Here is a 21,421-nt window from a genome sequence, read left to right on the forward strand (position 1 = left end):
CCGCGTGTGTTGAAAGCTGCCCGACGCAAGCCATTGTGTTCGGCGATCTTGCAGACGAGTCGAGTGAAGTGGCAAGGCTGGCTCGTGCAAGCAATACATTCCGGTTTCTTGCGCGGCTCGGCTCGGAGCCGAAAGTGTACTATCACTCTGAAAGGCATTGGGTGCGTGCAATGGCCGGGAGGACTCTCTCACGCTTGCAGAAGGAGGAAGTTCATGGATAAGCAACTCATTCCGAGAGGATTGCGTCGCACATCATTCAAGAGGTTTGTGACGTGGATTGCTCCGTGGACATTGCTGTTGTGTGTGGGATTGTATGCCATCTACCTCTGTCTGTGGGAAGGCTTGCATCACACGAATATGGACAACCGATTTGCCTTCGGGCTGTGGATTTATCTCGACCTTACTGTCATTGCCCTCGGCGCAGGGGCGTTCTTCACCGGCTTTCTGCTGTACATCCTGCGACGGCATGAACTCAAAGCGGTCATTAACAGCGCTGTCGTGTTGGGATTCATCTGTTATAGCGGCGCCGTTGCCGTACTCGCCGTGGATGTCGGTCAGCCGTTGCGGGCGTGGTTTACGTTCTGGCATCCGAACACGCACTCAATGCTCACCGAAGTCACGTTCTGCCTGACGGCATATCTTACAGTGCTCGCAATCGAGTATCTGCCTGTCGTCCTGAAAAACAGAAAACTGCGGCAAATACCCCGCTTTCTTGTATTTGAGTTTGAGTTGCACAAAGTCATGCCCGTGCTCGCCGGAGTCGGGACGTTTCTCTCGTTCTTCCATCAAGGATCGTTGGGAGGATTATACGGTGTGTTGCGCGGCAGGCCGTTCGCGTTCAGGGAAGAACTCGGCATCTTCCCCTCAACCTTCTTTCTCTTCATCATTTCCGCAGTGGCGGCGGGTCCCGCTTTCGTGATGGTGACAACGTGGCTCGTGCAGAAGATTTCACGCAAACAGTTGGTGAAACCCGAAGTGTTCAAGCTTCTCGGCAAAATCTCCGGCATCATGCTGATCGTGTATGTGCTGCTGAAAACAGTCGACACACTTGTGTGGATCAACAGCACATCCCCTGCAGCGGGATTTCCCGCCTTTGAATACTATGCAAGGAAATCCTTCGGCACGTGGATTTTGTTTTCGGAAGTCATTCTGCTCGGACTCATCCCCGCGCTACTTCTGTTAAGCAGGAAGATGAGAGAGAAGTCCGGATTGCTCGTCCTCGCGGCATTCCTGACCTGTTGCGGCGTCATGCTCAACCGATTTGTCATGACGATTCAGACGCTTGCATTGCCGACACTGCCGTTCGACGAATTCCTGTCGTACGTTCCGAGTTGGCAGGAAGTCGCGACATTCGGCGCCGTGATAGCGTACGGCGTGCTGCTGTATTCATTCACGTTCAGATATACGACGCTGTTCCCGGAAGAACGGGAAATCATTCAATCGTAAAAGGAGAAGCCTCATGTTTCCGTGGGTTTATGAATTTCAATGGAGTGCCGCACATATCATTTTTCTTTTCGCGTTCTTTAGCGTGGCGGTTGTCATTCTCTCGGCAGTGACAATTGCTGCGATGCGTGCCTATACGCATTTCAAACATCGCAGGGAAGAGAAGATTATGTGGGAAGCTGATTTCAAGGATCTGCCGAAACTGGCGCGAGTCTGCCGCCATGAGCTCACGGGAGAAGTCAAACACAGAACCTGCGACAACATGTTCGAATGCGGCTCATGCGATGTGCACCCGACTTTTCTTGCGCGACACAACCCCGACTTGTCGGAAACGAACGTCGAGCCGACGGTGTTTGGATTCAACATGCCACCTCACAGGCGTTACCACCGCGGGCATACGTGGGTAGAAAATGAAGGGAATGGCTTCTACAAGGTCGGCCTGGATGATTTCGCCTCGCGCATGATAGGAAATCCGGACGTTGTAGAACTGCCAAAACCGGGCGAGCAGTTGCAGACGAACGGCACCGGCTGGCTCATGAAGAAGCAGGATGCCACGTTGCGCATTCTCTCGCCGATTGACGGTGAAGTAATTGAACGCGGCAGCCCCGATAAGGGATGGTTCCTGAGACTAAAGGGTGAAGAAACCGAGCAAGCAACAAGTCACCTGCTGAGACGTGAAGAAATCCGTCCCTGGATACTGCGCGAACTCGAACGTCTGCAACGCTCGCTTGCCACCGGCGGACTCGGTATGACACTCGCCGATGGCGGTGAACTGATGCCCGACATATGGAAACAGGCCCCCGATGTTGATTGGGATGGGGTGTGGGGCGAAATGTTCCTGCAGGGATAATTCTCGTTTGTCACACAAAAGAAGGGAGTCGAAGAACCGCGTGACTTTCAAGTGGGTTTGTCATCGTCGGATGCTTTGATTCCCTTCTGTTATCATGTACCGAAGTGTTCACCGTTAACTACCGTACGACACTCATTTTCTTCACTGTAACGTTCTCTCCCGTGTTGAGCCTGTAGAAGTACACGCCGCTGGGGACTGTCAGCCCGTTTTTGTCGCGACCGTCCCATAACACTTCATGTCTGCCTGACGGGAGATTCTCCTCAACCAGTGTCCTAACTTCCTGGCCCAGCGTATTGAACACGCGGAGCGTTACATGCCCTCGGTCCGGGATCTCGAACACAATTCTTGTCTGCGGATTAAGTGGATTCGGATAATTCTGATCCAGCATGAATGACAACGGGCTTCTTTCCTCCACTGTCGTGACGAGATCAACCCTGACGCTTTCGAAGTAGTGTGTTCGGCCGTCAAGATCAATTTGTTTCAGGCGATAGAACCACGTCCCTCGCTGAGTTGATTGATCGGTGAATCGGTAGAATCGCGGCTCGAGCGTCGTCCCGTGACCCGGGGTGAAGCTGTTTGGAATCGTGAAGAAGTTCGTTGGGGTATCCGGTGACTTCTGAATCTCAAAACCGTAGTTATTCGTCTCCGAGAGCGTTGTCCATTCCAGGCGAACAACTCCCGGCTCAATGACGCCGGCAGAGAAACTGCCGAGTTGGACGGGAACGGGATTGTGATTCAGCAAAGCCACAAGCCGGAGGTCGAAGCCAAGATCGTTGCTGGCAATATCGTACTGATGTACTTCCACCGCCAGTACGTTTCTTCCTGCAACCAACACTGAAGGGTTAATGGAAGCTGTGTAAAATATGTTTTCATCGTCACCGCTGACAAGGCCAACGGCAAGTGTGGAATGCGCTATTGTTCCGGCCGGCATATTCGTGCGGAATACTTCCGTGCCGTTCAGATATACAACGGCGCCATCATCTCTCAACACATCAACCACCAAATCGAGAACCACGGATGGATCGGAAATGTCGAAGGCATGGCGGAAGTATGTAGTGATGTGACGGTTGCCCGGTGGGCCTGCGTTAATTTCGGTAATTTCTCCGTCGTCACCGAAACCGAGCCGCGCCGGCCCGGACGCCCACGATGTATCGTTGAATTCCGGCATTCGCCACGCCGTACCCTGATCGGAGTTGTCATCAAGATACTTCCACACTGATCCGACAGGAAGTAAAGCAATCTCGTTTGCTCTGATTCGATAACGATCGACGAGAGTACCTCCACCCTCAACGGAGTGGAATTCAAACACCATGCTATCCTGGTCTGCTGTGATCAGCATGGCTCCGTGATTGGCATTGTAGCGAACCATGCTGCCTACAATCGGGTTGCTGATAAACTCCTTCAACTGTCGCCCGCCGCTTCCATTCACGAAATACGGGAAGTCGGGGTAAACGATACGTTCGTAATGATGCTCATGCCCGGCGAGTACCACATGTGCACCCCACTCTTTGAACGGCCAGCGAAGCCTGACATCTGCGGGTCGGACCGATGATGTGTACGGGGGATGATGGAAGAACACGACTTTCCATTGCGCGGCGGATGTTGTCAGTTCTTGTTGGAGCCAGAGCGCCTGCATCGAAGTACTCGTAATCCCGTCCGGTTCGGCGCTGTCGCTGTCAACGGCAAAAAAATGTACAGGTCCCTTCACAAAACTGTAGTATCGCTCATTGCCGGGTAACTCGAAGTAGTTGTACCAACCTTCAATACCAGCACGCCAATCGTGATTTCCTAACGTGGGGAAAAATCTGTTTTCCGGCGAGCCCGGCGCGTACATACTGGGACTTCCCTGCGGATAACGGATATACTGACCGTAAAACCGCCCCACTTCGTTGTCCCAAATAACAATGCTCGTGTCGTTATCCACATAGTTGTTATCGCCTACCGTGATAATGAAATCCGGATTCCAGCTTGAAATCATGTCGGCAACTGCTTGCACACTGGAATCCGACGGAAAATCTCCAACTGCGGCAAACCGGATTGAGTGTTGGCCCTGAGCCGCGGACGACACCAACGGGATCGCGGCAAAGATCAGGAGTCTCCAAAGTCTAACGAAGCGCGTATTTCTTTTCATAGAATCATACACCAGGTGATTACTTCAGCAGGAAAGTCGAGGGAATCGTGACCATCAAAAGATAATTTGTTCGGCTCGATAATTCAACTCGGCAATTGGAGTTCCCTGCCCGGTGACAGGTGACTAGGACCTTCACCGCGCACTGATGTTGACGGGTGTTTGCTTACAATGAAGAACCTGAGTATTTTTCGTAACACAAGTCACACTGATGCGATTTCCCGGACGAATTCTCCGTGCAACGTAATGTGCAAACCCGTCATCCCATTCGATCCTGAAAGCAGCAAGCTGGCCAGCATATATGATGAACTGCCACTCTGGTCGGCACCATTCGGCATCTTGCTGCTCAACCGTATCAGATACAGACAGGCAATGACGGTCCTTGATGTCGGTTGCGGGACAGGATTCCCAATGCTCGAGCTTGCACAGCGCCTGGGAGATTCCTGCAAGATTGTTGGTATTGATCCCTGGCCTGCCGGAATCGAACGCGCCCGCACGAAGGCATCGGCAATGGGCATCACAAATGTCGAGTTTGTCGAGGGGAAGGCTGAACAATTGCCTTTCACCGACAGATTCTTCGATCTCATTGTTTCAAACAACGGCATTAACAACGTCGAGGATGAAGTTCGGGCGCTGGCGGAGTGTTTTCGGATTAGTAAAGCAGGGGGGCAATTCGTTCTTACAGTCAACCTTCCGGAAACAATGGAGGAGTTCTACAATGTTTACAGAACACTATTGCGAAAGGCGGGAAGAGACGATCTGCTGGAACGCCTCACTCAGCATATCTTCATGAAAAGAAAGCCTCTGACGACAACTTTGCAGCGCTTATCTCATGCCGGATTCGTGATTGAAGACGTCAAAGAAGATCTCTTCACAATGCAATTCCTTGACGGAACTTCTCTCTTCAACCACTATTTTATGAGGCTTGCGTTTGTTCAGCCGTGGCAAGACATAGTGAAACACGATGCGCCGTCCGTTTATGAACGCCTTCAGCACAATCTCAATCAGTTGGCGTTACAGAACGGCGGATTGAAACTGACTATCCCGTTTGCTTGCATTAGCTGCCGGCGCGCAGCATGACCTTTGGCCTGTGTCCTTCGTCTGGCGTTATTCCCTCGGCAGTTTGTACCTCTTGATCTTATCATACAATGTTGAGCGGTCAATACCGAGGATCAAAGCCGCTTCCTTGATGTTGCCATGCGTCCGATGCAATGTGGCTCCAATAATCCGGCTCTCAGCCTCTTCCAGAGTCATGTTCATCGGAACAGACCAGTTCTTCTTTTCGGGATTGTGATTACCGTTGTTGTTGAGAAATGCAAAATCTTCTTCTGTTAGCATCCGTGCCTTGCAGGTAACTATCGCCCGCTCAATGGCGTTCTCCAACTCACGCACATTGCCGGGCCAATCCTGGTTCATCAGAATTTTCAAGCCGCCTTCACCAATGTCGCGTATGTCCTTTCCCAGTTCGTGGGAAATCCGTTCAACAAAATGATGCGCAAGCAACGGAATATCTTCACGCCGTTCACGCAGCGGCGGAATATGAATGTTGATGACATTGAGCCTGTAGAACAAGTCATCACGAAATCGTCCATCACGAACAGCCTGATCGAGATCGTTGTTCGTTGCTGCAATGACGCGAACGTCCACTTCGATCTCCTCCATGCCGCCTACACGGTAGAACTTCCGCTCCTGCAGAACACGCAGCAAATCCATCTGCAGCTTTGTGGAGATGTCGCCGATTTCGTCAAGAAAAATCGTTCCTCCATCCGCCATTTCGAACTTTCCCCTTCGCTGCGACGTTGCTCCGGTAAATGAGCCTTTCTCATGTCCGAACAGTTCGGATTCAAGCAGCGTTTCGGCAAGCGCGGCGCAAGAAACACCGATAAACGGTTCCCGGGCGCGATCACCCGAAAAGTGAATCGCCCGCGCGATCAACTCCTTTCCTGTTCCGCTTTCGCCCTGTATCAGAACGGTGCTGCGGAGGCTCGCAACATCTTTCACCAGTTCAAAAATAGCCATCATCTTCGGGCTTTTGCTGATGATGTCATGAAAACTGTATTGTCGTGTGAGTTTCTTTCGGAGAATCGTGTTCTCGCGCTGCAAGTTTTTCACTTTGATAATGCGTCCGACGAGCAACGAAATCTCCTCAGGGTTGCAGGGCTTCACGATGTATTCCTGAGCCCCCTCCTTCATTGCTGTGATTGCCGTGTCAACCGTGGCGTACGCGGTAACGATGATGATGGATGCTTCATAGTGAATCTTGCGTATCTCCATCATCGTCTCTATACCGTCAATACCGCCGGGCATTTTCAAGTCAATGAAGTAAATAGCGTACTCTTGTTTGCGTGCCGACGCTATCGCCTCACTGCCCGATACCGCGGTATCAACGCAGTAGCCGTCTTCGCGCAACCACGCTGCAAGGGATTCACGCATCACTTCTTCATCATCTACAACCATTATATGCCAATGAGTTTTCATTTCCTCACCTCTGCACCCGGTTTAATCCGTGAGCGAATATGGTTAGTGTTTTCTTCGAATATGATTGAACAATTCCTGCATAAATCCTCCCCTTTCACATCCACCTGCCGGACGTTGTTGGAGAGGGACATCGGGCAGGTTGAATCCGCACAATGTGTCAGCCCGAACGTGTGTCCGACTTCGTGTATGGCTTCCTTGACGGAACGCGAAATCAACACAGGTCGACTTGGCGGCAATCCGTAGAACTCCTGACGAAGTCGTGCAAGCGAAATTACCGCTGCCACTCCGTTCAGTTGTGCCTGCCCGAACACAAAACTCAACATGGGAATGAACAGATCCTTTTCTGTAACCCCGACCAATCGTACGTCCCCCTGCGACACGTAACCGAGCAAGTCCCGCAAAATGAGAACAGAACTGTACTGCCCGCGTTGCGCATCGTATGCACCTGCAGGCTCCGGCCTGGCGTCCGCTCGTCGCACATCGAACCCGAACGCTTGCCACAAGCCCGCTTCGATGGCGGAGAGTGATTCTTCATCAACCTCGCCCAGCGCGACTATGGAAATCGCTTTCATACCGGGGCGGCACGAGTGGTCTGCTCGGCGTTCTCTCCGGGTTCCACCGGCAGTATCACGGTGAAAGTCGTCCCTTCGCCAACTGAACTCTGTACTTCAATATCGCCGTCGTGTGCCTGTACAATACCGTACACAACGGCAAGCCCGAGGCCCACGCCTTTCCCTTCGCCCTTCGTTGTGAAGAACGGCGTAAAGATCTTCTTTAGATTCTCGGGAGAAATACCGTCCCCGTTGTCGTGCACTTCCAGAATAATCTCGCCCGACGGCTCGTGCATCCGGGTCGAAACGGTGACTTTGCCCTTTTCCTTTCCCTGCGACGCTTCGGCAGCATTCATAATGAGATTGATCAGCACTTGCTGCATCTGTGAAGAATCACACTGAAGGGTTGGAAGTTTCCCGTCAAGCGTCAACTCAATCTCAACGCCCATCAATTTGAGTTTGTGGGAAATAAGGTTGACCGTTGTCGTGATGATGGAATTCAGATTCACATTCGAACGTTGCTGGGGTTTCGACCGCCGTGAAAACGCCAACAAGTCCTGAACAATCCTCCCTACTCGTCCCGTTTCCTGGATCACTTGTGCCAGGTACTTCCTGAATTCCTCAAGCCGGTGAGGCGGGATACCGTCCTCCTTGATAATCCGTTGCATGAGCATAGAGAGATTGAGAACTCCCGACAGCGGATTGTTGATTTCATGCGCAACACTTGCTGAAAGCTGGCCAAGCGAGGCCAGCCGGTCGCTTTGCATGAGTTTCTTATGGGCGACATTGAGTTGTTCCGTCCGCTCTTCGACCTTGGTTTCCAGGCTCTGCGTGAATTCATTGAGCTCGTTCATTGCCTCCTTCAGCCGAAGGCGCATCGTATCGAACGAGCTGGCAAGCTCACCCAATTCTTCGCTCGAGTTGATCTCGACAGGTATATCAAGTTCCATTTCGCTCACGGCACGCGTACCGTCAATAAGCTTGCGGATGGGCACATCAACGTAACGGTGCGTGAATACGATAATGACAATGGAGAGAAGAAGAGCAAGGCCTATTGAAATCATCAATACGCGTGTCCGAACCTCGCCCACTTCTTCATCAACAGTGCTGAGATTGAGCGAGACGTCAACAACTCCCAGTACATTCGTCTCCACAGGGTGGGCATGACAATCCGCATTGCTGCACGAAGGCTCGTTATAAATCGGCGTCACAATGCCGAGCTTTCTGCCTCCATCGGGTGCCCGAAATACACGGGCACGCGACGGGACATCCACCTTCACAAGCGGCTGCATCGATGAGTGACACATGGAACACGCCTCCGCATCCTTGTCCACTTGCCCGGTATCGTTCGCTGCGGTCGAGAACATCACCCGACCCTCTTTGTTGAAAATGCGGATCCGGTTAATCCCCTGCTTGGTGGCAATCGTTTCCATGATTTCATATGCCGACTCCCGTTGGTCGGCCAGCATTGCATGCCATGTAGCGCTTACAATGCTCCCCGAGAGTTGATCGGCGCCGGTAATCATGGCATCGAGCAGTTGTGCTTCCTGGGTTTTCATGTGGACAAAGGCTGCGATGATGCCCGTTAGCATGACGAGAATCATAAGCGGGAGTATCAGTTGCAGCCAGAGCTTCCGTGGAAAAAATCTCATCCTTTCTCCTAAAAGAAACGGAAGCGGGTCTGGTGTGAGGCAGGCCTACGACCGTTTCATTGCTGAACAAGTCCGTAGGTTGTCAGAGGACGTACTTTCGAGAAGATCAAAGGCAACTTTGTAGGAAATTCCTACTCAAGCGGCAAATCTTCTGACACAAGGTACGAAGAAATGCCGAGAAATTCAGCCGAATTCACTTCCCGAAAGGATAGTTGATGTTCTTCACGCGTTGTGCATTTGCCCAATTCAGGTCGAATGTGCAGAAACGACGTCATGTGTTGAGGTAAAACCTAGCTCCGTTCTCAAAATTGTGCAATTTTCGTCACCTTGACAAACGATGTTAGATTGGTTATTTTTCAATGAATTTTGGCATGTTTTTGTGAGTTGAAAAGAAGATGGCGAGTATTTTGAGCGAGCGCGAGCGGACTGTTCTTCGCTACGTTGTGCACGATTTCATTGAAACGGCAGTACCAATCGGCTCGCGGTACATATCGAAAAGGCATGAAGACGAGTTGGGCCTGAGCGCCGCAACCATCCGGAACGTCATGTCCGACCTCGAGTATTTAGGGTACATTAATCATCCGCACACATCGGCCGGCAGGGTGCCAACCGATATGGGCTACCGCCTCTACCTCGATTCGCTGATGAAGCAGGAATCGGTTTCCGAATCAAACATGAGAACCATCCGGGAGAACCTCAATTCTGCCGAAGAGGAAGAGGAGGTGTTCAGGCAATCGTCGAGACTGTTGAGCAAAATCTCGCAGCAATTGTGCGTAGTTACTTCGCCTTATTTGCGTCGTGGAATCTTCGAGAAGTTGGAACTTGTTCAACTCAGCACTACACGGCTCATGGTGATTATTTCGCTGCAGATGGGGCTCGTACGGACCATGATGATGGAAGTCGCAAGCGAGATTCCGCGGGAGAAGCTGGACGATCTGGCGCGGTTTCTCAACGAACGTCTCTCAGGGCTGACTCTCGACCAGATACGGGAAACCTTTGCCGACCGCGTAAAAGACGTTCAGGATGAAAACAGCGGGCTTGTCAGGCTGTTTATTGAATCCGTTGATAAACTCTTTGTTCCGAACAAAACCGAAAAGCTGCATATCGCCGGAACAGAATCAATTGTTGAACAGCCGGAATTCGAGAACCCCAAGAATTTTCGGGGGGTGATCGAACTGATAAGCAACGAAGAAATTATCATTCACGTACTTGAAAAAAGCTCCGTTCCCGAAGGAACACGTGTGAAGATCGGGCGGGAGAATGAAGACGAAAAGTTAAAAGAGTACAGCGTTATTACATCCACGTACTCCCTCGGTGGCATCACTGGCTCCATAGGCGTCATCGGGCCAAAACGAATGGATTATGCCCGCACAATTCCGCTCGTTGATTATGTAGCACGGGCAATCTCAGAAATGTTTTCCAACACATACAAATCATAATGGCTGAAGATCTCACACACGACGAGAACATAGAACATACATCACCAGAAACAGACCCCGGAAACGGGGTTCCAACGGAGGGTACTCCCCACCCCTCCGAACTCGACCAATTGAAGCTGAAAATAGAGGAATTGCAGGCACAGGTCGATTCGTTCAAAGATCAGTTGCTCCGCAAGGCAGCTGAGTTCGAGAACTACAAGCGGCGCACGGAAGCCGACTCCATCAATCTCATCAAGAATGCAAACGAAGGCCTCATCGTTTCCCTTCTCCCGATTTTGAATGATTTTATGAGATCGCTGAAGGCGGGGGCAGAAAACAGGGATTATGACGCGTTCTACAAAGGCGTCGAACTCATCCATAACAAATTCTCCAAAATTCTTGAATTGCAGGGGCTTGTGCCGTTCGATTCGGTCGGAAAGCCATTCGATGTTGAATATCATGATGCCCTTTTGCAGATGCCCAAAGAGGGGGTTCCGCCCCACACAGTAATTGAAGAAGTGGAACGGGGCTACAAGCTCAACGAAAGAGTACTGCGGCACGCAAAGGTAATAGTCTCGGCACCTTCACAGGTGGAAGAATCGGCTGCGAACAATGAGGAAGTGAAGGCGTAATGGCAAAACGAGATTTCTATAGCATTCTGGGTGTCCAGCGAAATGCATCGCAGGATGAGATAAAGAAGGCCTATCGCAAGCTCGCCCTCCAGTTCCACCCCGACAGAAACCCGAATAACAAGCAGGCGGAAGAGAAATTCAAAGAGGCGGCCGAGGCCTACGAGGCACTCAGCGATCCCGACAAGCGGCGGCGCTACGACCAGTTCGGGCACGACGGAATGCGGGGAACGGATTTCCGGCCTTTTACCAACGTTGATGATATTTTCAGCACGTTCGGCGACATTTTCGGACAATCAGGGTTTGGGGGTTCGGTATTCGATGAGATGTTCGGAGGGCGTAGCGGCGGACAGCAGCGACAACGTCAGAAGCCGGTCGGCCAACCCGGCTCCGATCTGAAGGTCCGGCTTAAACTCACGCTCGAAGAGGTTGCAACGGGCGTCGAAAAGAAACTGAAAATCAAGAAGCACATTGTGTGCGGAACGTGTCACGGCAGCGGGGCAAAATCTTCAAGCTCCCGGATAACCTGCCCGGTCTGCAGCGGAACAGGTGAACTGCGTCAGGTTTCCCGTTCCGTGTTCGGTCAGTTCGTCAACATCTCAACCTGCAACAACTGCGGCGGCGAAGGAAAAATTATCAAAGACCCGTGCCTGACATGCAGCGGCGATGGACGCGTACAAGGTGAAGCGACTGTAAAAGTCACAATTCCTGCCGGAGTAAGTGAGGGTAATTACATCTCTTTGCGCGGCGAAGGCAATGCAGGAATGCGCGGCGGACAGGCAGGAGATGTGATTGTGATGATTGAAGTCGAACCGCACGAAGTATTTACACGCAACAATGATGATGTGGTGCTCGATCTTCTGGTCAGCTTTCCCGAAGCAACGCTTGGTGCCGATGTCGAAGTCCCGACCTTGAGCGGCAGGGCTAAACTCAAAATCGAGCCCGGAACACAATCGGGGCGAGTGTTGCGCATGCGTGACAAAGGCATCCCGCATCTGAACAGCTACGGACGAGGCGACCAGCTTGTGCGTGTCAATGTCTGGATTCCCACAAAGCTCAATAGCGAAGAACGGGCTGCACTGAAGCAGCTGTCACAATTCGAAAACATCAATCCAAAAGAGGGGGACAAATCCGCTCACTCGGACAAGAGTTTCTTTGAGCGGGTAAAAAAGGCGTTCACTTAGTTCATTCCACAGAATCTTGGCTGAAAAGCGTGCCGGGGCTGTAAGCTGTCCGTTGCCAGCACGTTGCGAACTTCCGGAGGTGAACAATGAGGGTCCTCAAGAGGATTCAGGATACAGTTGGATTCACTCGCAAAGAGGCGGTTTCCATCCTCACGCTTTCGACGGTTTTTCTTGTCGGAACCGGTATTCGATGGTTGCAGCCGAAGGAGAATCGAGATGCCGACACCAGGTTGCAGTTCGATTATTCCCGACAGGATAGCCTGTACGCCGAGGCCGCTCAAAAACACGCGCAGTTAGTGACGACTTCGGTTGATTCCACAAAACCGGCGACAAGATCATCACATAAAACGCTGCGAGTTGCTGCTGTCAACATCAATACTGCCGGCAAAACACAGCTCATGAGCCTGCCCGGAATCGGGGAAGCGTATGCCGAACGTATTCTCGAATACAGGAAAACAAACGGGCGATTCAATTCAGTCGAAGAGCTTTCCAAAGTGAAAGGGATCGGGAAAAAGAAACTCGAGAAAATCCGACCTCACGTCAGGGTGCAGTAGGGGGGAACCCGCCTCATGCTTACTCACACCACGATTATTCACCGGATCAGTCATTGATAGAACGAAACGTTGCGCAGCAAAATCACAGTTAGCATACTCCTTGCGTTCCTCGCCGGCACAACCCTGTTCGGACAAGAGAATCGGGATTCCCTTTCTCTTCTGCAAGTCTTTCCCGGCAAGAAAATCTTTCCTGCGTTCACCGCCGATGGTCTTGCACATCAGCTTTCGCTTTCACGCGTCACGGAAAACAGGGATTGGATCGGAGCCGTGGGTGGTTCAATCCCGCTGGCGCAGGTGAACGCCAAGGACTTCACACTCCAGGGTAGCGTCGCGGTGACCATCTTCAACAGATTAGTGAAGAGACCCGGGCACCTTGAAGTGTACACGGTTGATTATAAGGTGGATTTTCCCTTTGACATTCGCTTGTCGGAACTTGCCTTGCGGATCGCGTTGGGACACATCAGCTGTCACTTTGCCGACGATGTTGAGTTATACGGAAAGAATTCCATTCAGCATGTTAACGATTACATCACGCTGAGCGCATCATACGATCTTCCCGTCACCGGCGGGTACGTGTACGGTGGAAATCCAACTACAGTTTTGGCACACAGCCGATTCAACACAAACCCCTGGCTTTTTCAAATCGGGGGCACACGTTGGCACTATCTCGTTGCACGACGAAGTAACCCTGTACGGCGCGTTCGATGTGAAGGTGAAGCAAGAAGTCGGCTGGGGAAGCATCCGCAGCTTTCAAGTTGGTGTCAGGCTTTTCCCACGCCTGAACTACGGCCTACGGCTTGCGTACACATTGCGGACAGGGTTTGAGGAACGGGGGCAGTTCTACATGACGAAGGCCACCAACAATCTCATTTCGGCATACATTGATTTTTAGGGGAAGATGAGAAAAGGAATCCTTGTCCTGCTGCTGGCATGTGCATCACTGAGCCACGCTCAGGACACATTGCTGGTCACCGATGGCTTCACATACAATCCTGATTTCACCGGGCGGAAAATCGTTGCAACGGGCGCGGTCGGCGGCCTGCTGGGCCTTTCCTTGTATTGGTGCTACGATAGCTGGTGGAGAAACACGGGAGGCGGATTTCATTTTGTCACGGAGAATTGGCTGAACGGTTATGCCCGCGGTATAGATAAGATCGGGCATTTCTACACCTCCTACTTCTACTTCCATATGTTCAGAAACATTATGTTGTGGGGAGGATATGAAGGTTCAACCGCTGATTGGTGGGCGTTGGGAAGCGCCACGTTCTTTGCACTTGCAGTGGAAATCGGGGACGGGCTTACGCCGCAATACGGATTCGATTATCAGGACCTGACGTTTAATCTTTGCGCGTCGCCTACGGCTACTTGCAAACGAAATATCCCCTTCTTGAAGAACTTCAACTTCAATGGAGTTAAGGGTGCCAAACGACGGTTACAGATTCCCCCATCCGCCTTGTTGAACACTACGACGACCATACCTACTGGCTGACATGCGATATCAACAATCTTCTCCTCAACCATTGAACCCTATTGGCCTGACTGGCTTCAGCTTCTTGCAGTCGGGATGGGGGTCGATGACGGATGGACGAAACGCGAGTTTGTCATTGGGTTCGATATCAGTCTCGAATCTCTCTTCCAGCCCAAGAATCAGGAACTTCTGTCCCATCACGAAACTATCGACAAGTTTCATATTCCCGCTCCCGCCATCAAATTCACTGAACGGAAAAAGCCCGTTACTACCTGTTCCACAAGAACCTGGATAGAAATAGTAACGCCCGAAAGCAAACAAGTTTACGCGGGCGAACATCATGCACTCCCCTGAACTCCGTCTCAGTGGAGCTGAATCAGACTGACGTTACTTCGCAACAATCATCTTCTTCGTCTCGTTGAAACTTCCTGACACAAGTTTATAAAAATAAATGCCCGATGTCAACCGGGCAAGCCGTAACGGTATCCAGTCCGATGGAATGCCGACCCGCGCTCATCGTTCCCTTTACTAATGTCGCCACTTCTTGACCCAGGAGATTGTACACCGTCAATGTCGTGAATCCTCCGCTCTTGAGTGTAAACTCGATTTTCGTTGAAGGATTGAACGGGTTCGGATAGTTCTGATTCAACGAGTACGAAAGCGCTGCAGTGTTGCCTCCGACGGATGTCGGAACACTTACCGCGACAGGGTCCACAAAAGTGAGTGTACTGTCAAGATTGATCTGTTTCAATCGGTAATACCAGAGTCCCGGTGTTGCGGTACTGTCGAAAAAAATGTAATCGTGCGGAATGTTGGTTGTCCCCTGTCCGGGAACAAAACTATTGGGAAGTGTTGAGAAGTGAGCCGGAACAGCATGGCCTCGCTGCACTTCAAAGCCGTAATTCTGATACTCCGATAGTGTCCTCCAATTCAGTCGAACGACACCATTCCCTGTGGCGGCAGCCGTAAAAGATGCCAGGACAATGGGAACGGGCGTGCTACTGTACGAAAATTGAAATGTCTGTTCGCCGAGCGTGGTATTGAATCTGTCCTTCAAGCTGTATTATTCCATGCGTACGAACGTCCGCTCACGATTCCACCCTCCGTCCCGTAAATCAAGGTTGTGTCGTTTGCCCGAAGCGTTGTATCGAGACCTGTTCCGGTTATTCTTACAAGATAGTAATGCGGGTCCTTGCTAAGATCAGCGGATCTTGTCCACTTGAAATGGATATCCGCGACACCGACCACCGTTGAGTTGTCCGGCGGTTCTAGCAGTGTTGCGTTCTGCCTCGGAGCAAGTGCGGAGAAACTGAAAATGTACAAACCGTTCTGCATATCGGAGCCGATGATCTTTCCTGACGGAAAATAAGGATAGCATGCCCACATGCCATTGTAGGAACCGGACGGTTGAGTAGATGTATCATAGCCGCCGGCATCGGCAGGACTCGTCGGGTTGGCAATGTCAACCACGCGCAAACCTGCAGTGTACCATGCCACATAAGCGTAATCGCCGCGGATAAACACATTGTGCACAATATCCGCCGGGTTGGGGGTAAAGGTCGCAACCGGCGTTGTCGATACCGCCGGTAAATTCTGAAGATCCCACACTTTCAGGTTCTTCGCCGTCGAACCCACTTCATCCGTTGTGATCGCATACTTCCGGTCCTTTGTTGTCCATACGTTGTGAGTACCGCCGCCTGTGTACGCAATGCTCGCAATCAGCGAAGGAGTTGTTTTGTTCCGACCATCGATAATATCGAGCCGCCCGTTGTTGATGGCTGCTGCAAAAATTGTATCGTTACGAATGTACGAATCGTGAACGTAACGCGTTGTCCATCTGCCGAGATACTGTGGACGACGGGGATTGGCCAAACTTGCAATGATCATGCCGCTGGCGGTTCCGTTCAGATACAGGTATCCGTCGTGTATGGAAATTGTATGAGACTGGAGAATGTTGAAACCGCCGAGGCTTAGTATTGTTGTATCCAGCGAGATGCTGTTCGGGAGATTGGCCAGATTGATAATCTGCAAGCCCTGACTGCCATTCACATCGGCCACGGCATAGGCGTAGTGGCTGTATGACTTCACCTCTTTCCACAGTGATGTTGCACCGGTGATATGCCCGATCTCAACCGGAGATGACGCATTGGTGATATCAATGACAGATGTTCCCGTCGCCGTTCCGAGAATGGCATACTCACGTCCGTCGGGGGCAGTGTAGCCCCAACATCCGGCAAACGAAACGCCGCCTGTTGTTCCGCGATTGGGTTTGATGGTGCCGAGGAGTGTTACCGAGGTAGGTTGAGCAACAGCGAGAAAGGCAAATAGTACAATTCCAACTGCACAGATCCACAAAGCTTTCATGAATGCCCCTTTATTGTAAAGCAGAGAACAGTTTTATTGGCGAACAATCTATTGAGATTCGGAAGAAAGAGCAAGCGATTGAACAACTCGGTAGTGTCTCAAACTGAGACACTACCAACAACTCAACTCAACTCTGATCGCAGAAATTTCCCTGTCGCCGAACTGCCGGCCTTTGTCACAGCTTCAGGCGTTCCCTCAGCGACAATATTCCCTCCCGATTTGCCCCCGCCCGGACCGAGGTCAATCACCCAGTCGGCAGTTTTGATGACATCAAGGTTGTGTTCAATCACGACCACGGTGTTGCCTTTTTCAACAAGCCGATTCAGCACATTCAACAACATGCGGATGTCCTCAAAATGCAGGCCTGTTGTCGGCTCGTCGAGAATGTACAGCGTGTTTCCGGTTCCAATCTTTGACAACTCGGTTGAGAGTTTCACGCGCTGTGCCTCTCCCCCGCTCAACGTCGTTGCCTGTTGTCCAAGCCTGATGTAGCCGAGGCCGACATCGTTCAGTGTTGAGAGTTTCCGCTGAAGACCCGGAATCTCGCTGAAGAATCCTACCGCTTCCGACACCGTCATGTCGAGAACGTCCGCAATGGACTTGCCTTTGTACAAAACCTGCAGTGTCTCACGGTTGTAACGCTTTCCCTTACAAACGTCGCACAGAACGTACACATCAGGCAGGAAGTTCATTTCAATTTTCTTCACCCCGTCACCTTCGCAGTTTTCGCATCGGCCGCCGGCGACATTGAAGCTGAAGCGTCCTGGCTTGTACCCGCGTATCTTCGCTTCAGGAAGTTGCGTGAACAGATCGCGAATCAGCCCGAATGCTCCTGTGTACGTGGCGGGATTCGACCGCGGCGTTCTCCCGATTGGTGATTGGTCGATATCGACAACTTTGTCAACATGTTGGAGCCCGTCAATGTTTTTGTAGGGAAGAGGAACGAGCTTCGCCTGATAGAATTTGCGCGACAGAATCGGGTACAGCGTTTCACCGATAAGGGAAGATTTGCCCGATCCGCTTACTCCTGTAACACACATGAAGGTGCCAAGAGGGATCTTCAGGGTAACACTCCGGAGGTTGTTCCCGCGTGCCCCCTCGAGCGTGATGAACTTGCCATTGCCTTTCCTCCGCTCCTTCGGCGTCTCGATCCTTCTTTTTCTGAAGAGATATTGCGCCGTGTAGGAGACAGAATCAAACACACTGTCGCCGTTCGTGTGGATTGTATCATTCCTCAACTCAAGTTGCGACGGATGTCCTGAAGTCACCACATACCCCCCATGTTCACCGGCGCCCGGCCCGAGGTCAAGCACATAGTCGGCACTCTCAATCATTTCTTTGTCGTGCTCAACCACGACAACTGTGTTTCCCAAATCCCGCAACGACTTGAGAGAGTCAATCAGCTTGATATTATCCCTTTGGTGCAAGCCGATGCTCGGCTCGTCGAGAATATACAGCACACCGACAAGCTGTGAGCCGATTTGCGTTGCGAGCCGGATACGTTGTCCCTCCCCGCCGGAAAGAGACCGGGCAGAGCGGTCGAGCGTCAGGTAATCGAGTCCGACGTTGTGAAGAAATTCCAATCGTTGACGGATCTCCTTCAGTATTTGTGTGGCGATCAACATCTGCCTGTCTGTGAGCTTCAGGTCCTTGAAAAACTTCGCCCCCTCTTCAATCGACAACGAAACGACATCATGAATACTAAACTCCTTCTTTGTTACCGCATCCGCCAGCTTGACGGCAAGACTTTCCTTCTTGAGTCGCCCGCCATGGCAGTCCGAGCATGGCTTTGTGTTCATGTAGGCTTCCACCCACTCGCGGATGTTGTTCGAGCTTGCTTCGTCATAATAATGTTTCAGCACGTCCAACAACCCGCCGAAGCGATGCTTGTACATAACCGTCCGGCCACTCTGATAGCGGTATTCGATCTCAAATTTCTCGTCACCCGCTCCGTACAACAGGACGTCTTTTGCTTTTTTCGGGATTTTGCCCACCGGGGTATCGAAATCGAACCTATAGCGTTTGGCGATTGCACGCACCTGACTCCATGCCCATGTCTGCCGCGGTTTGCCGAGCGGAGCGAGTCCTTCCTGATTGATTGTGAGTGATGTATCGGGAATGATCAGATCGAGGTCAAGTTCCTTGATCTCTCCCAACCCGTCACACGTAGGGCATGAGCCGTACGGCGAGTTGAACGAGAATGAGTTCGGGGCAGGGTCTTCATAACTGATGTTGCAGAATGCACATGAGAGATGCCTGCTGAAAAGAATATCCTCTCCGGCTTGTTTCGGCTGTACAGATTTCTTTTTCGAGAGACTCTTTGTAAGAGCTTTCGGCTGCTCGGCCGCTCCATTCCGGTCGACGTTGGCAATTGCCACACCTGCGCCGAAGCGCAGCGCAACTTCCACCGAGTCGGCGATGCGCGAACGGGCTTCTTTCTTGACAACAATTCTGTCAACAACAATCTCAATGTTGTGGACTTTGTACCGGTCGGCTTGCAGGCCTTTCGAGATTTCCTTTACGACGCCGTCTATCCGGACCCGGAGAAAGCCATCCTTCAGAATCTCTTCAAACAACTCACGGTAGTGTCCTTTTCTTCCCTTGACAACCGGCGCAAGGATCTGGACCTTCGTCCCTTCCGGCAGCTTCATGATGCTGTCGATGATCTGATCGGTAGTCTGTTTTGTTACCCTGCGTCCGCAGTTGTAGCAGTATTGTGTACCGCAGCGTGCAAAGAGAAGTCGAAGATAGTCATAAATCTCCGTAACAGTCCCGACAGTCGAGCGCGGATTATTGCTGACGGTTTTTTGTTCGATGGAAATTGCCGGACTCAGCCCCTCGATGTAGTCAACATCGGGGCGTTCCATCACATCAAGAAACTGGCGGGCGTAAGCGGAAAGGCTTTCAACGTAGCGACGCTGACCCTCGGCATAAATAGTATCGAATGCGAGACTCGATTTGCCGGAACCCGAAAGGCCGGTTATGACAACGAGCTTGTCGCGGGGAATATCGACATCGATGTTCTTGAGATTGTGAACCCGGGCGCCACGGATGACAATATGCTCTTGTCCGTTGGGCGTGAAATCAAGAGTCGGTTGCGCAGCAGTACGTTTGGGCATAATGAACAAAATTGAGCGACAGTTTGTCCACTATGATAAAGGAATTGGGGGAGGAATTCAATTGGAGAAAAACATCGCAACCGCGTTAATCGCCGCTTTTCAACCCATCCGTTCTCTCTTGCTCAAATATTCGGTCAAAGCCACATCAAACGGCGTTGCAGTATCCATGAGCACGTAGTCAACATAATTCTCACGGCATTCTTTCTTGTACCCTTCGAGGAAGGCATGCATTTCGCGTTGGTACGCTTTCTGAATTTGCCAGGGTTGCGTCATCAGTTGTTCCGACGTTTCCATGTCTTTGAACATCGCATCGCTGCCGAAGGCGAAGCTCCGCTCCAACGGGTCGAGTACATGCATGACGATCACTTCATTCTTCTTGTGCCGGAAATGTTTCAGAGCCGCAATCACTTCATCGGGATTGTCGAATAAATCACTGATGATGATAACAAGCCCTCGGCGCCTGATGCGATCGGCAACGTTGTGCAACGATTTGCCGGCACCGGTTCGGTTGCCGGCCTTCACCTTCTGCAACTCGATGAGAATCTGCCTGAGGTAACCCTTCGTGGCATGAGGAGGAAGATAGGAAGATACCTGTTCGTCAAACACCGCGAGCCCCACCGCATCCTGCTGCTTGATCATCATATACGAAAGTGATGCGGCGAGGTAGGCTGCGTACTCCAGCTTCTTGATGTTTCCGGGAGAGGCATAATCCATTGAACGGCTCGCATCAAGCACGATGTACGATTTGAGATTCGTCTCCTCCTCGTACTGCTTGATGTAGTACCGGTCAGTCTTCCCGTAGATCTTCCAGTCAATATGCTTGATTTCATCACCGGGCATATACTGTCGATGCTCGGCAAACTCGACGCTGAATCCGTGATACGGACTTTTGTGCAAGCCGGTAATAAATCCTTCCACCACAAGTCGTGCACGAAGCTCCATGTTTGCCAGCTTCGAAACGACTTGAGGCTGCAAGTATTGGCGGTAATCTTCAGGCACTCAGTTCTTCTTTGTGGGTGGTTTGGATGAAGCCTGTGCTGCGGTCACAGGCGTCTTTTCCTGAAGGTTGGGAAGAATCTCCTCGGGCGGCCTTCCAAGATTCTCCAACTCGAATCGGGCTGACGGCACCATTTCGTGGTCGGGATATTTTGACAGGTACGACTCGAATGTCGATCTCGCATTGTCGAGATCATGAAGTTCATTATGAAAAATATAGCCGGTCATGAACACAGCGAGCGGGGCCTGGGAGCCGTTCGGGTATTTTTCCAAGTACCGCTTATATGCGGCAATAGCTTTCGGAAAGTCCTTTAACTCGTCACTCTGGATTTTCGCTATGGTGAACATCGCCTCTTCAGCCTGCGGAGAATCCGGAAGATCCTTGATGAGTTTCTCGAATTCTTCAATGGCGAGAGCAAAGTTCTTTTCATTGATTGCCACGGTGGCCTTACCGACATACTCTTCGGGAGCAGGTTTACCGCAACTCGCAAGAAGTATGATCGAAAGCAGTAGGATGGAAATACCGAATTTCATGCCTCACGTCTCCTGTTGATATGATCTGTTGCCTTATGAAATTAGAGAAATAG

Annotated in this window: 20 protein-coding genes; 10 read left to right on the forward strand and 10 right to left on the reverse strand. The window is 51.4% G+C overall.

All coding sequences use genetic code 11. The features are described 5' to 3' along the window. From KF749_15495 to KF749_15505, 3 genes are all read left to right on the forward strand, one after another. Positions 1-221 (forward strand): 4Fe-4S dicluster domain-containing protein (locus tag KF749_15495; protein ID MBX2992556.1); only part of this gene is annotated, 221 nt, incomplete at its 5' end. Then, entirely contained in the window at positions 214-1,446 is a 1,233-nt protein-coding gene (gene nrfD / locus KF749_15500) for a polysulfide reductase NrfD (GenBank protein ID MBX2992557.1), read from the forward strand. The genes KF749_15495 and nrfD, both read left to right, overlap by 8 nt. Before the next feature lie 13 nt (positions 1,447-1,459). Further along, positions 1,460-2,293 carry a glycine cleavage system protein H gene (locus KF749_15505; GenBank protein MBX2992558.1) on the forward strand — a complete coding sequence of 278 codons (834 nt, stop codon included), beginning with the start codon at positions 1,460-1,462 and terminating at the stop codon, positions 2,291-2,293. Positions 2,294-2,411: 118 nt separating this feature from the next. Here the strand turns inward: KF749_15505 and KF749_15510 are convergent, their stop codons facing one another. Next, on the reverse strand, positions 2,412-4,424 hold the full coding sequence (locus tag KF749_15510; protein MBX2992559.1) for a metallophosphoesterase: 2,013 nt from the start codon (positions 4,422-4,424) through the stop codon (positions 2,412-2,414). A gap of 243 nt (positions 4,425-4,667) precedes the next feature. Between KF749_15510 and KF749_15515 the strand changes: the two genes are divergently transcribed. Further along, on the forward strand, positions 4,668-5,501 hold the full coding sequence (locus KF749_15515; protein MBX2992560.1) for a methyltransferase domain-containing protein: 834 nt from the start codon (positions 4,668-4,670) through the stop codon (positions 5,499-5,501). Between the two features lie 27 nt (positions 5,502-5,528). Here the strand turns inward: KF749_15515 and KF749_15520 are convergent, their stop codons facing one another. The 3 genes from KF749_15520 to KF749_15530 are packed head-to-tail and all read right to left on the reverse strand — an operon-like array spanning position 5,529 to position 9,102. Further along, positions 5,529-6,899 (reverse strand): sigma-54-dependent Fis family transcriptional regulator, encoded by a 1,371-nt coding sequence (locus KF749_15520; GenBank protein ID MBX2992561.1) that lies wholly within the window; start codon positions 6,897-6,899, stop codon positions 5,529-5,531. Beyond that, positions 6,896-7,471, reverse strand: a complete 576-nt coding sequence (locus tag KF749_15525) for an archaemetzincin family Zn-dependent metalloprotease (GenBank protein ID MBX2992562.1) — start codon at positions 7,469-7,471, stop codon at positions 6,896-6,898. The genes KF749_15520 and KF749_15525 overlap by 4 nt, the downstream gene beginning before the upstream one ends. Continuing rightward, positions 7,468-9,102: a HAMP domain-containing protein gene (locus tag KF749_15530; GenBank protein ID MBX2992563.1), complete on the reverse strand. Its 1,635-nt coding sequence runs from the start codon at positions 9,100-9,102 to the stop codon at positions 7,468-7,470. Before KF749_15530 ends, KF749_15525 begins: the two co-directional genes overlap by 4 nt. Before the next feature lie 395 nt (positions 9,103-9,497). Here KF749_15530 and hrcA point away from each other — a divergent pair, with 395 nt between their 5' ends. The 6 genes from hrcA to KF749_15560 all read left to right on the forward strand — a co-directional run bounded on the left by hrcA (position 9,498) and on the right by KF749_15560 (position 14,376). Next, positions 9,498-10,541 (forward strand): heat-inducible transcription repressor HrcA, encoded by a 1,044-nt coding sequence (gene hrcA / locus KF749_15535; GenBank protein ID MBX2992564.1) that lies wholly within the window; start codon positions 9,498-9,500, stop codon positions 10,539-10,541. Next, complete coding sequence (locus KF749_15540) at positions 10,541-11,152, forward strand: nucleotide exchange factor GrpE (protein ID MBX2992565.1); 612 nt, start codon at positions 10,541-10,543, stop codon at positions 11,150-11,152. Before hrcA ends, KF749_15540 begins: the two co-directional genes overlap by 1 nt. Then, positions 11,152-12,333: a molecular chaperone DnaJ gene (gene dnaJ / locus KF749_15545; GenBank protein ID MBX2992566.1), complete on the forward strand. Its 1,182-nt coding sequence runs from the start codon at positions 11,152-11,154 to the stop codon at positions 12,331-12,333. Before KF749_15540 ends, dnaJ begins: the two co-directional genes overlap by 1 nt. A gap of 86 nt (positions 12,334-12,419) precedes the next feature. Continuing rightward, positions 12,420-12,887 carry a helix-hairpin-helix domain-containing protein gene (locus KF749_15550; protein ID MBX2992567.1) on the forward strand — a complete coding sequence of 156 codons (468 nt, stop codon included), beginning with the start codon at positions 12,420-12,422 and terminating at the stop codon, positions 12,885-12,887. Between the two features lie 69 nt (positions 12,888-12,956). Continuing rightward, positions 12,957-13,712 (forward strand): hypothetical protein, encoded by a 756-nt coding sequence (locus KF749_15555; protein ID MBX2992568.1) that lies wholly within the window; start codon positions 12,957-12,959, stop codon positions 13,710-13,712. A 73-nt stretch (positions 13,713-13,785) separates the two neighbouring features. Further along, on the forward strand, positions 13,786-14,376 hold the full coding sequence (locus KF749_15560) for a DUF2279 domain-containing protein (protein ID MBX2992569.1): 591 nt from the start codon (positions 13,786-13,788) through the stop codon (positions 14,374-14,376). 24 nt (positions 14,377-14,400) lie between these two features. Here the strand turns inward: KF749_15560 and KF749_15565 are convergent, their stop codons facing one another. From KF749_15565 to KF749_15590, 6 genes are all read right to left on the reverse strand, one after another. Then, positions 14,401-14,577 carry a hypothetical protein gene (locus tag KF749_15565; GenBank protein MBX2992570.1) on the reverse strand — a complete coding sequence of 59 codons (177 nt, stop codon included), beginning with the start codon at positions 14,575-14,577 and terminating at the stop codon, positions 14,401-14,403. A 217-nt stretch (positions 14,578-14,794) separates the two neighbouring features. After that, positions 14,795-15,412, reverse strand: coding sequence for a T9SS type A sorting domain-containing protein (locus tag KF749_15570; protein ID MBX2992571.1), 618 nt, complete (start codon positions 15,410-15,412; stop codon positions 14,795-14,797). Beyond that, positions 15,409-16,719, reverse strand: coding sequence for a choice-of-anchor B family protein (locus KF749_15575; protein MBX2992572.1), 1,311 nt, complete (start codon positions 16,717-16,719; stop codon positions 15,409-15,411). The genes KF749_15570 and KF749_15575 overlap by 4 nt, the downstream gene beginning before the upstream one ends. A gap of 122 nt (positions 16,720-16,841) precedes the next feature. Then, positions 16,842-19,838, reverse strand: coding sequence for an excinuclease ABC subunit UvrA (gene uvrA / locus KF749_15580; protein ID MBX2992573.1), 2,997 nt, complete (start codon positions 19,836-19,838; stop codon positions 16,842-16,844). Positions 19,839-19,937: 99 nt separating this feature from the next. Beyond that, on the reverse strand, positions 19,938-20,780 hold the full coding sequence (locus KF749_15585; GenBank protein MBX2992574.1) for a DUF58 domain-containing protein: 843 nt from the start codon (positions 20,778-20,780) through the stop codon (positions 19,938-19,940). 57 nt (positions 20,781-20,837) lie between these two features. After that, positions 20,838-21,368, reverse strand: coding sequence for a tetratricopeptide repeat protein (locus KF749_15590; GenBank protein MBX2992575.1), 531 nt, complete (start codon positions 21,366-21,368; stop codon positions 20,838-20,840). Positions 21,369-21,421: the final 53 nt, after the last annotated feature.

This window comes from Bacteroidota bacterium (assembly GCA_019637975.1).
Lineage (GTDB): Bacteria > Bacteroidota > Ignavibacteria > UBA10030 > UBA6906 > CAADGV01.

Excerpts from the sequence above, each read along its gene's own strand:
- KF749_15510 (MBX2992559.1), bottom strand. The coding sequence starts at position 4,424 with ATGAAAAGAAATACGCGCTTCGTTAGACTTTGGAGACTCCTGATCTTT.
- hrcA (MBX2992564.1), top strand. The coding sequence starts at position 9,498 with ATGGCGAGTATTTTGAGCGAGCGCGAGCGGACTGTTCTTCGCTACGTT.
- KF749_15540 (MBX2992565.1), top strand. The coding sequence starts at position 10,541 with ATGGCTGAAGATCTCACACACGACGAGAACATAGAACATACATCACCA.
- dnaJ (MBX2992566.1), top strand. The coding sequence starts at position 11,152 with ATGGCAAAACGAGATTTCTATAGCATTCTGGGTGTCCAGCGAAATGCA.
- KF749_15530 (MBX2992563.1), bottom strand. The coding sequence starts at position 9,102 with ATGAGATTTTTTCCACGGAAGCTCTGGCTGCAACTGATACTCCCGCTT.
- KF749_15575 (MBX2992572.1), bottom strand. The coding sequence starts at position 16,719 with ATGAAAGCTTTGTGGATCTGTGCAGTTGGAATTGTACTATTTGCCTTT.
- KF749_15585 (MBX2992574.1), bottom strand. The coding sequence starts at position 20,780 with ATGGAGCTTCGTGCACGACTTGTGGTGGAAGGATTTATTACCGGCTTG.
- KF749_15590 (MBX2992575.1), bottom strand. The coding sequence starts at position 21,368 with ATGAAATTCGGTATTTCCATCCTACTGCTTTCGATCATACTTCTTGCG.
- uvrA (MBX2992573.1), bottom strand. The coding sequence starts at position 19,838 with ATGCCCAAACGTACTGCTGCGCAACCGACTCTTGATTTCACGCCCAAC.
- KF749_15505 (MBX2992558.1), top strand. The coding sequence starts at position 1,460 with ATGTTTCCGTGGGTTTATGAATTTCAATGGAGTGCCGCACATATCATT.
- KF749_15520 (MBX2992561.1), bottom strand. The coding sequence starts at position 6,899 with ATGAAAACTCATTGGCATATAATGGTTGTAGATGATGAAGAAGTGATG.
- KF749_15525 (MBX2992562.1), bottom strand. The coding sequence starts at position 7,471 with ATGAAAGCGATTTCCATAGTCGCGCTGGGCGAGGTTGATGAAGAATCA.
- KF749_15515 (MBX2992560.1), top strand. The coding sequence starts at position 4,668 with ATGTGCAAACCCGTCATCCCATTCGATCCTGAAAGCAGCAAGCTGGCC.
- KF749_15560 (MBX2992569.1), top strand. The coding sequence starts at position 13,786 with ATGAGAAAAGGAATCCTTGTCCTGCTGCTGGCATGTGCATCACTGAGC.
- KF749_15550 (MBX2992567.1), top strand. The coding sequence starts at position 12,420 with ATGAGGGTCCTCAAGAGGATTCAGGATACAGTTGGATTCACTCGCAAA.
- KF749_15565 (MBX2992570.1), bottom strand. The coding sequence starts at position 14,577 with ATGAAACTTGTCGATAGTTTCGTGATGGGACAGAAGTTCCTGATTCTT.
- nrfD (MBX2992557.1), top strand. The coding sequence starts at position 214 with ATGGATAAGCAACTCATTCCGAGAGGATTGCGTCGCACATCATTCAAG.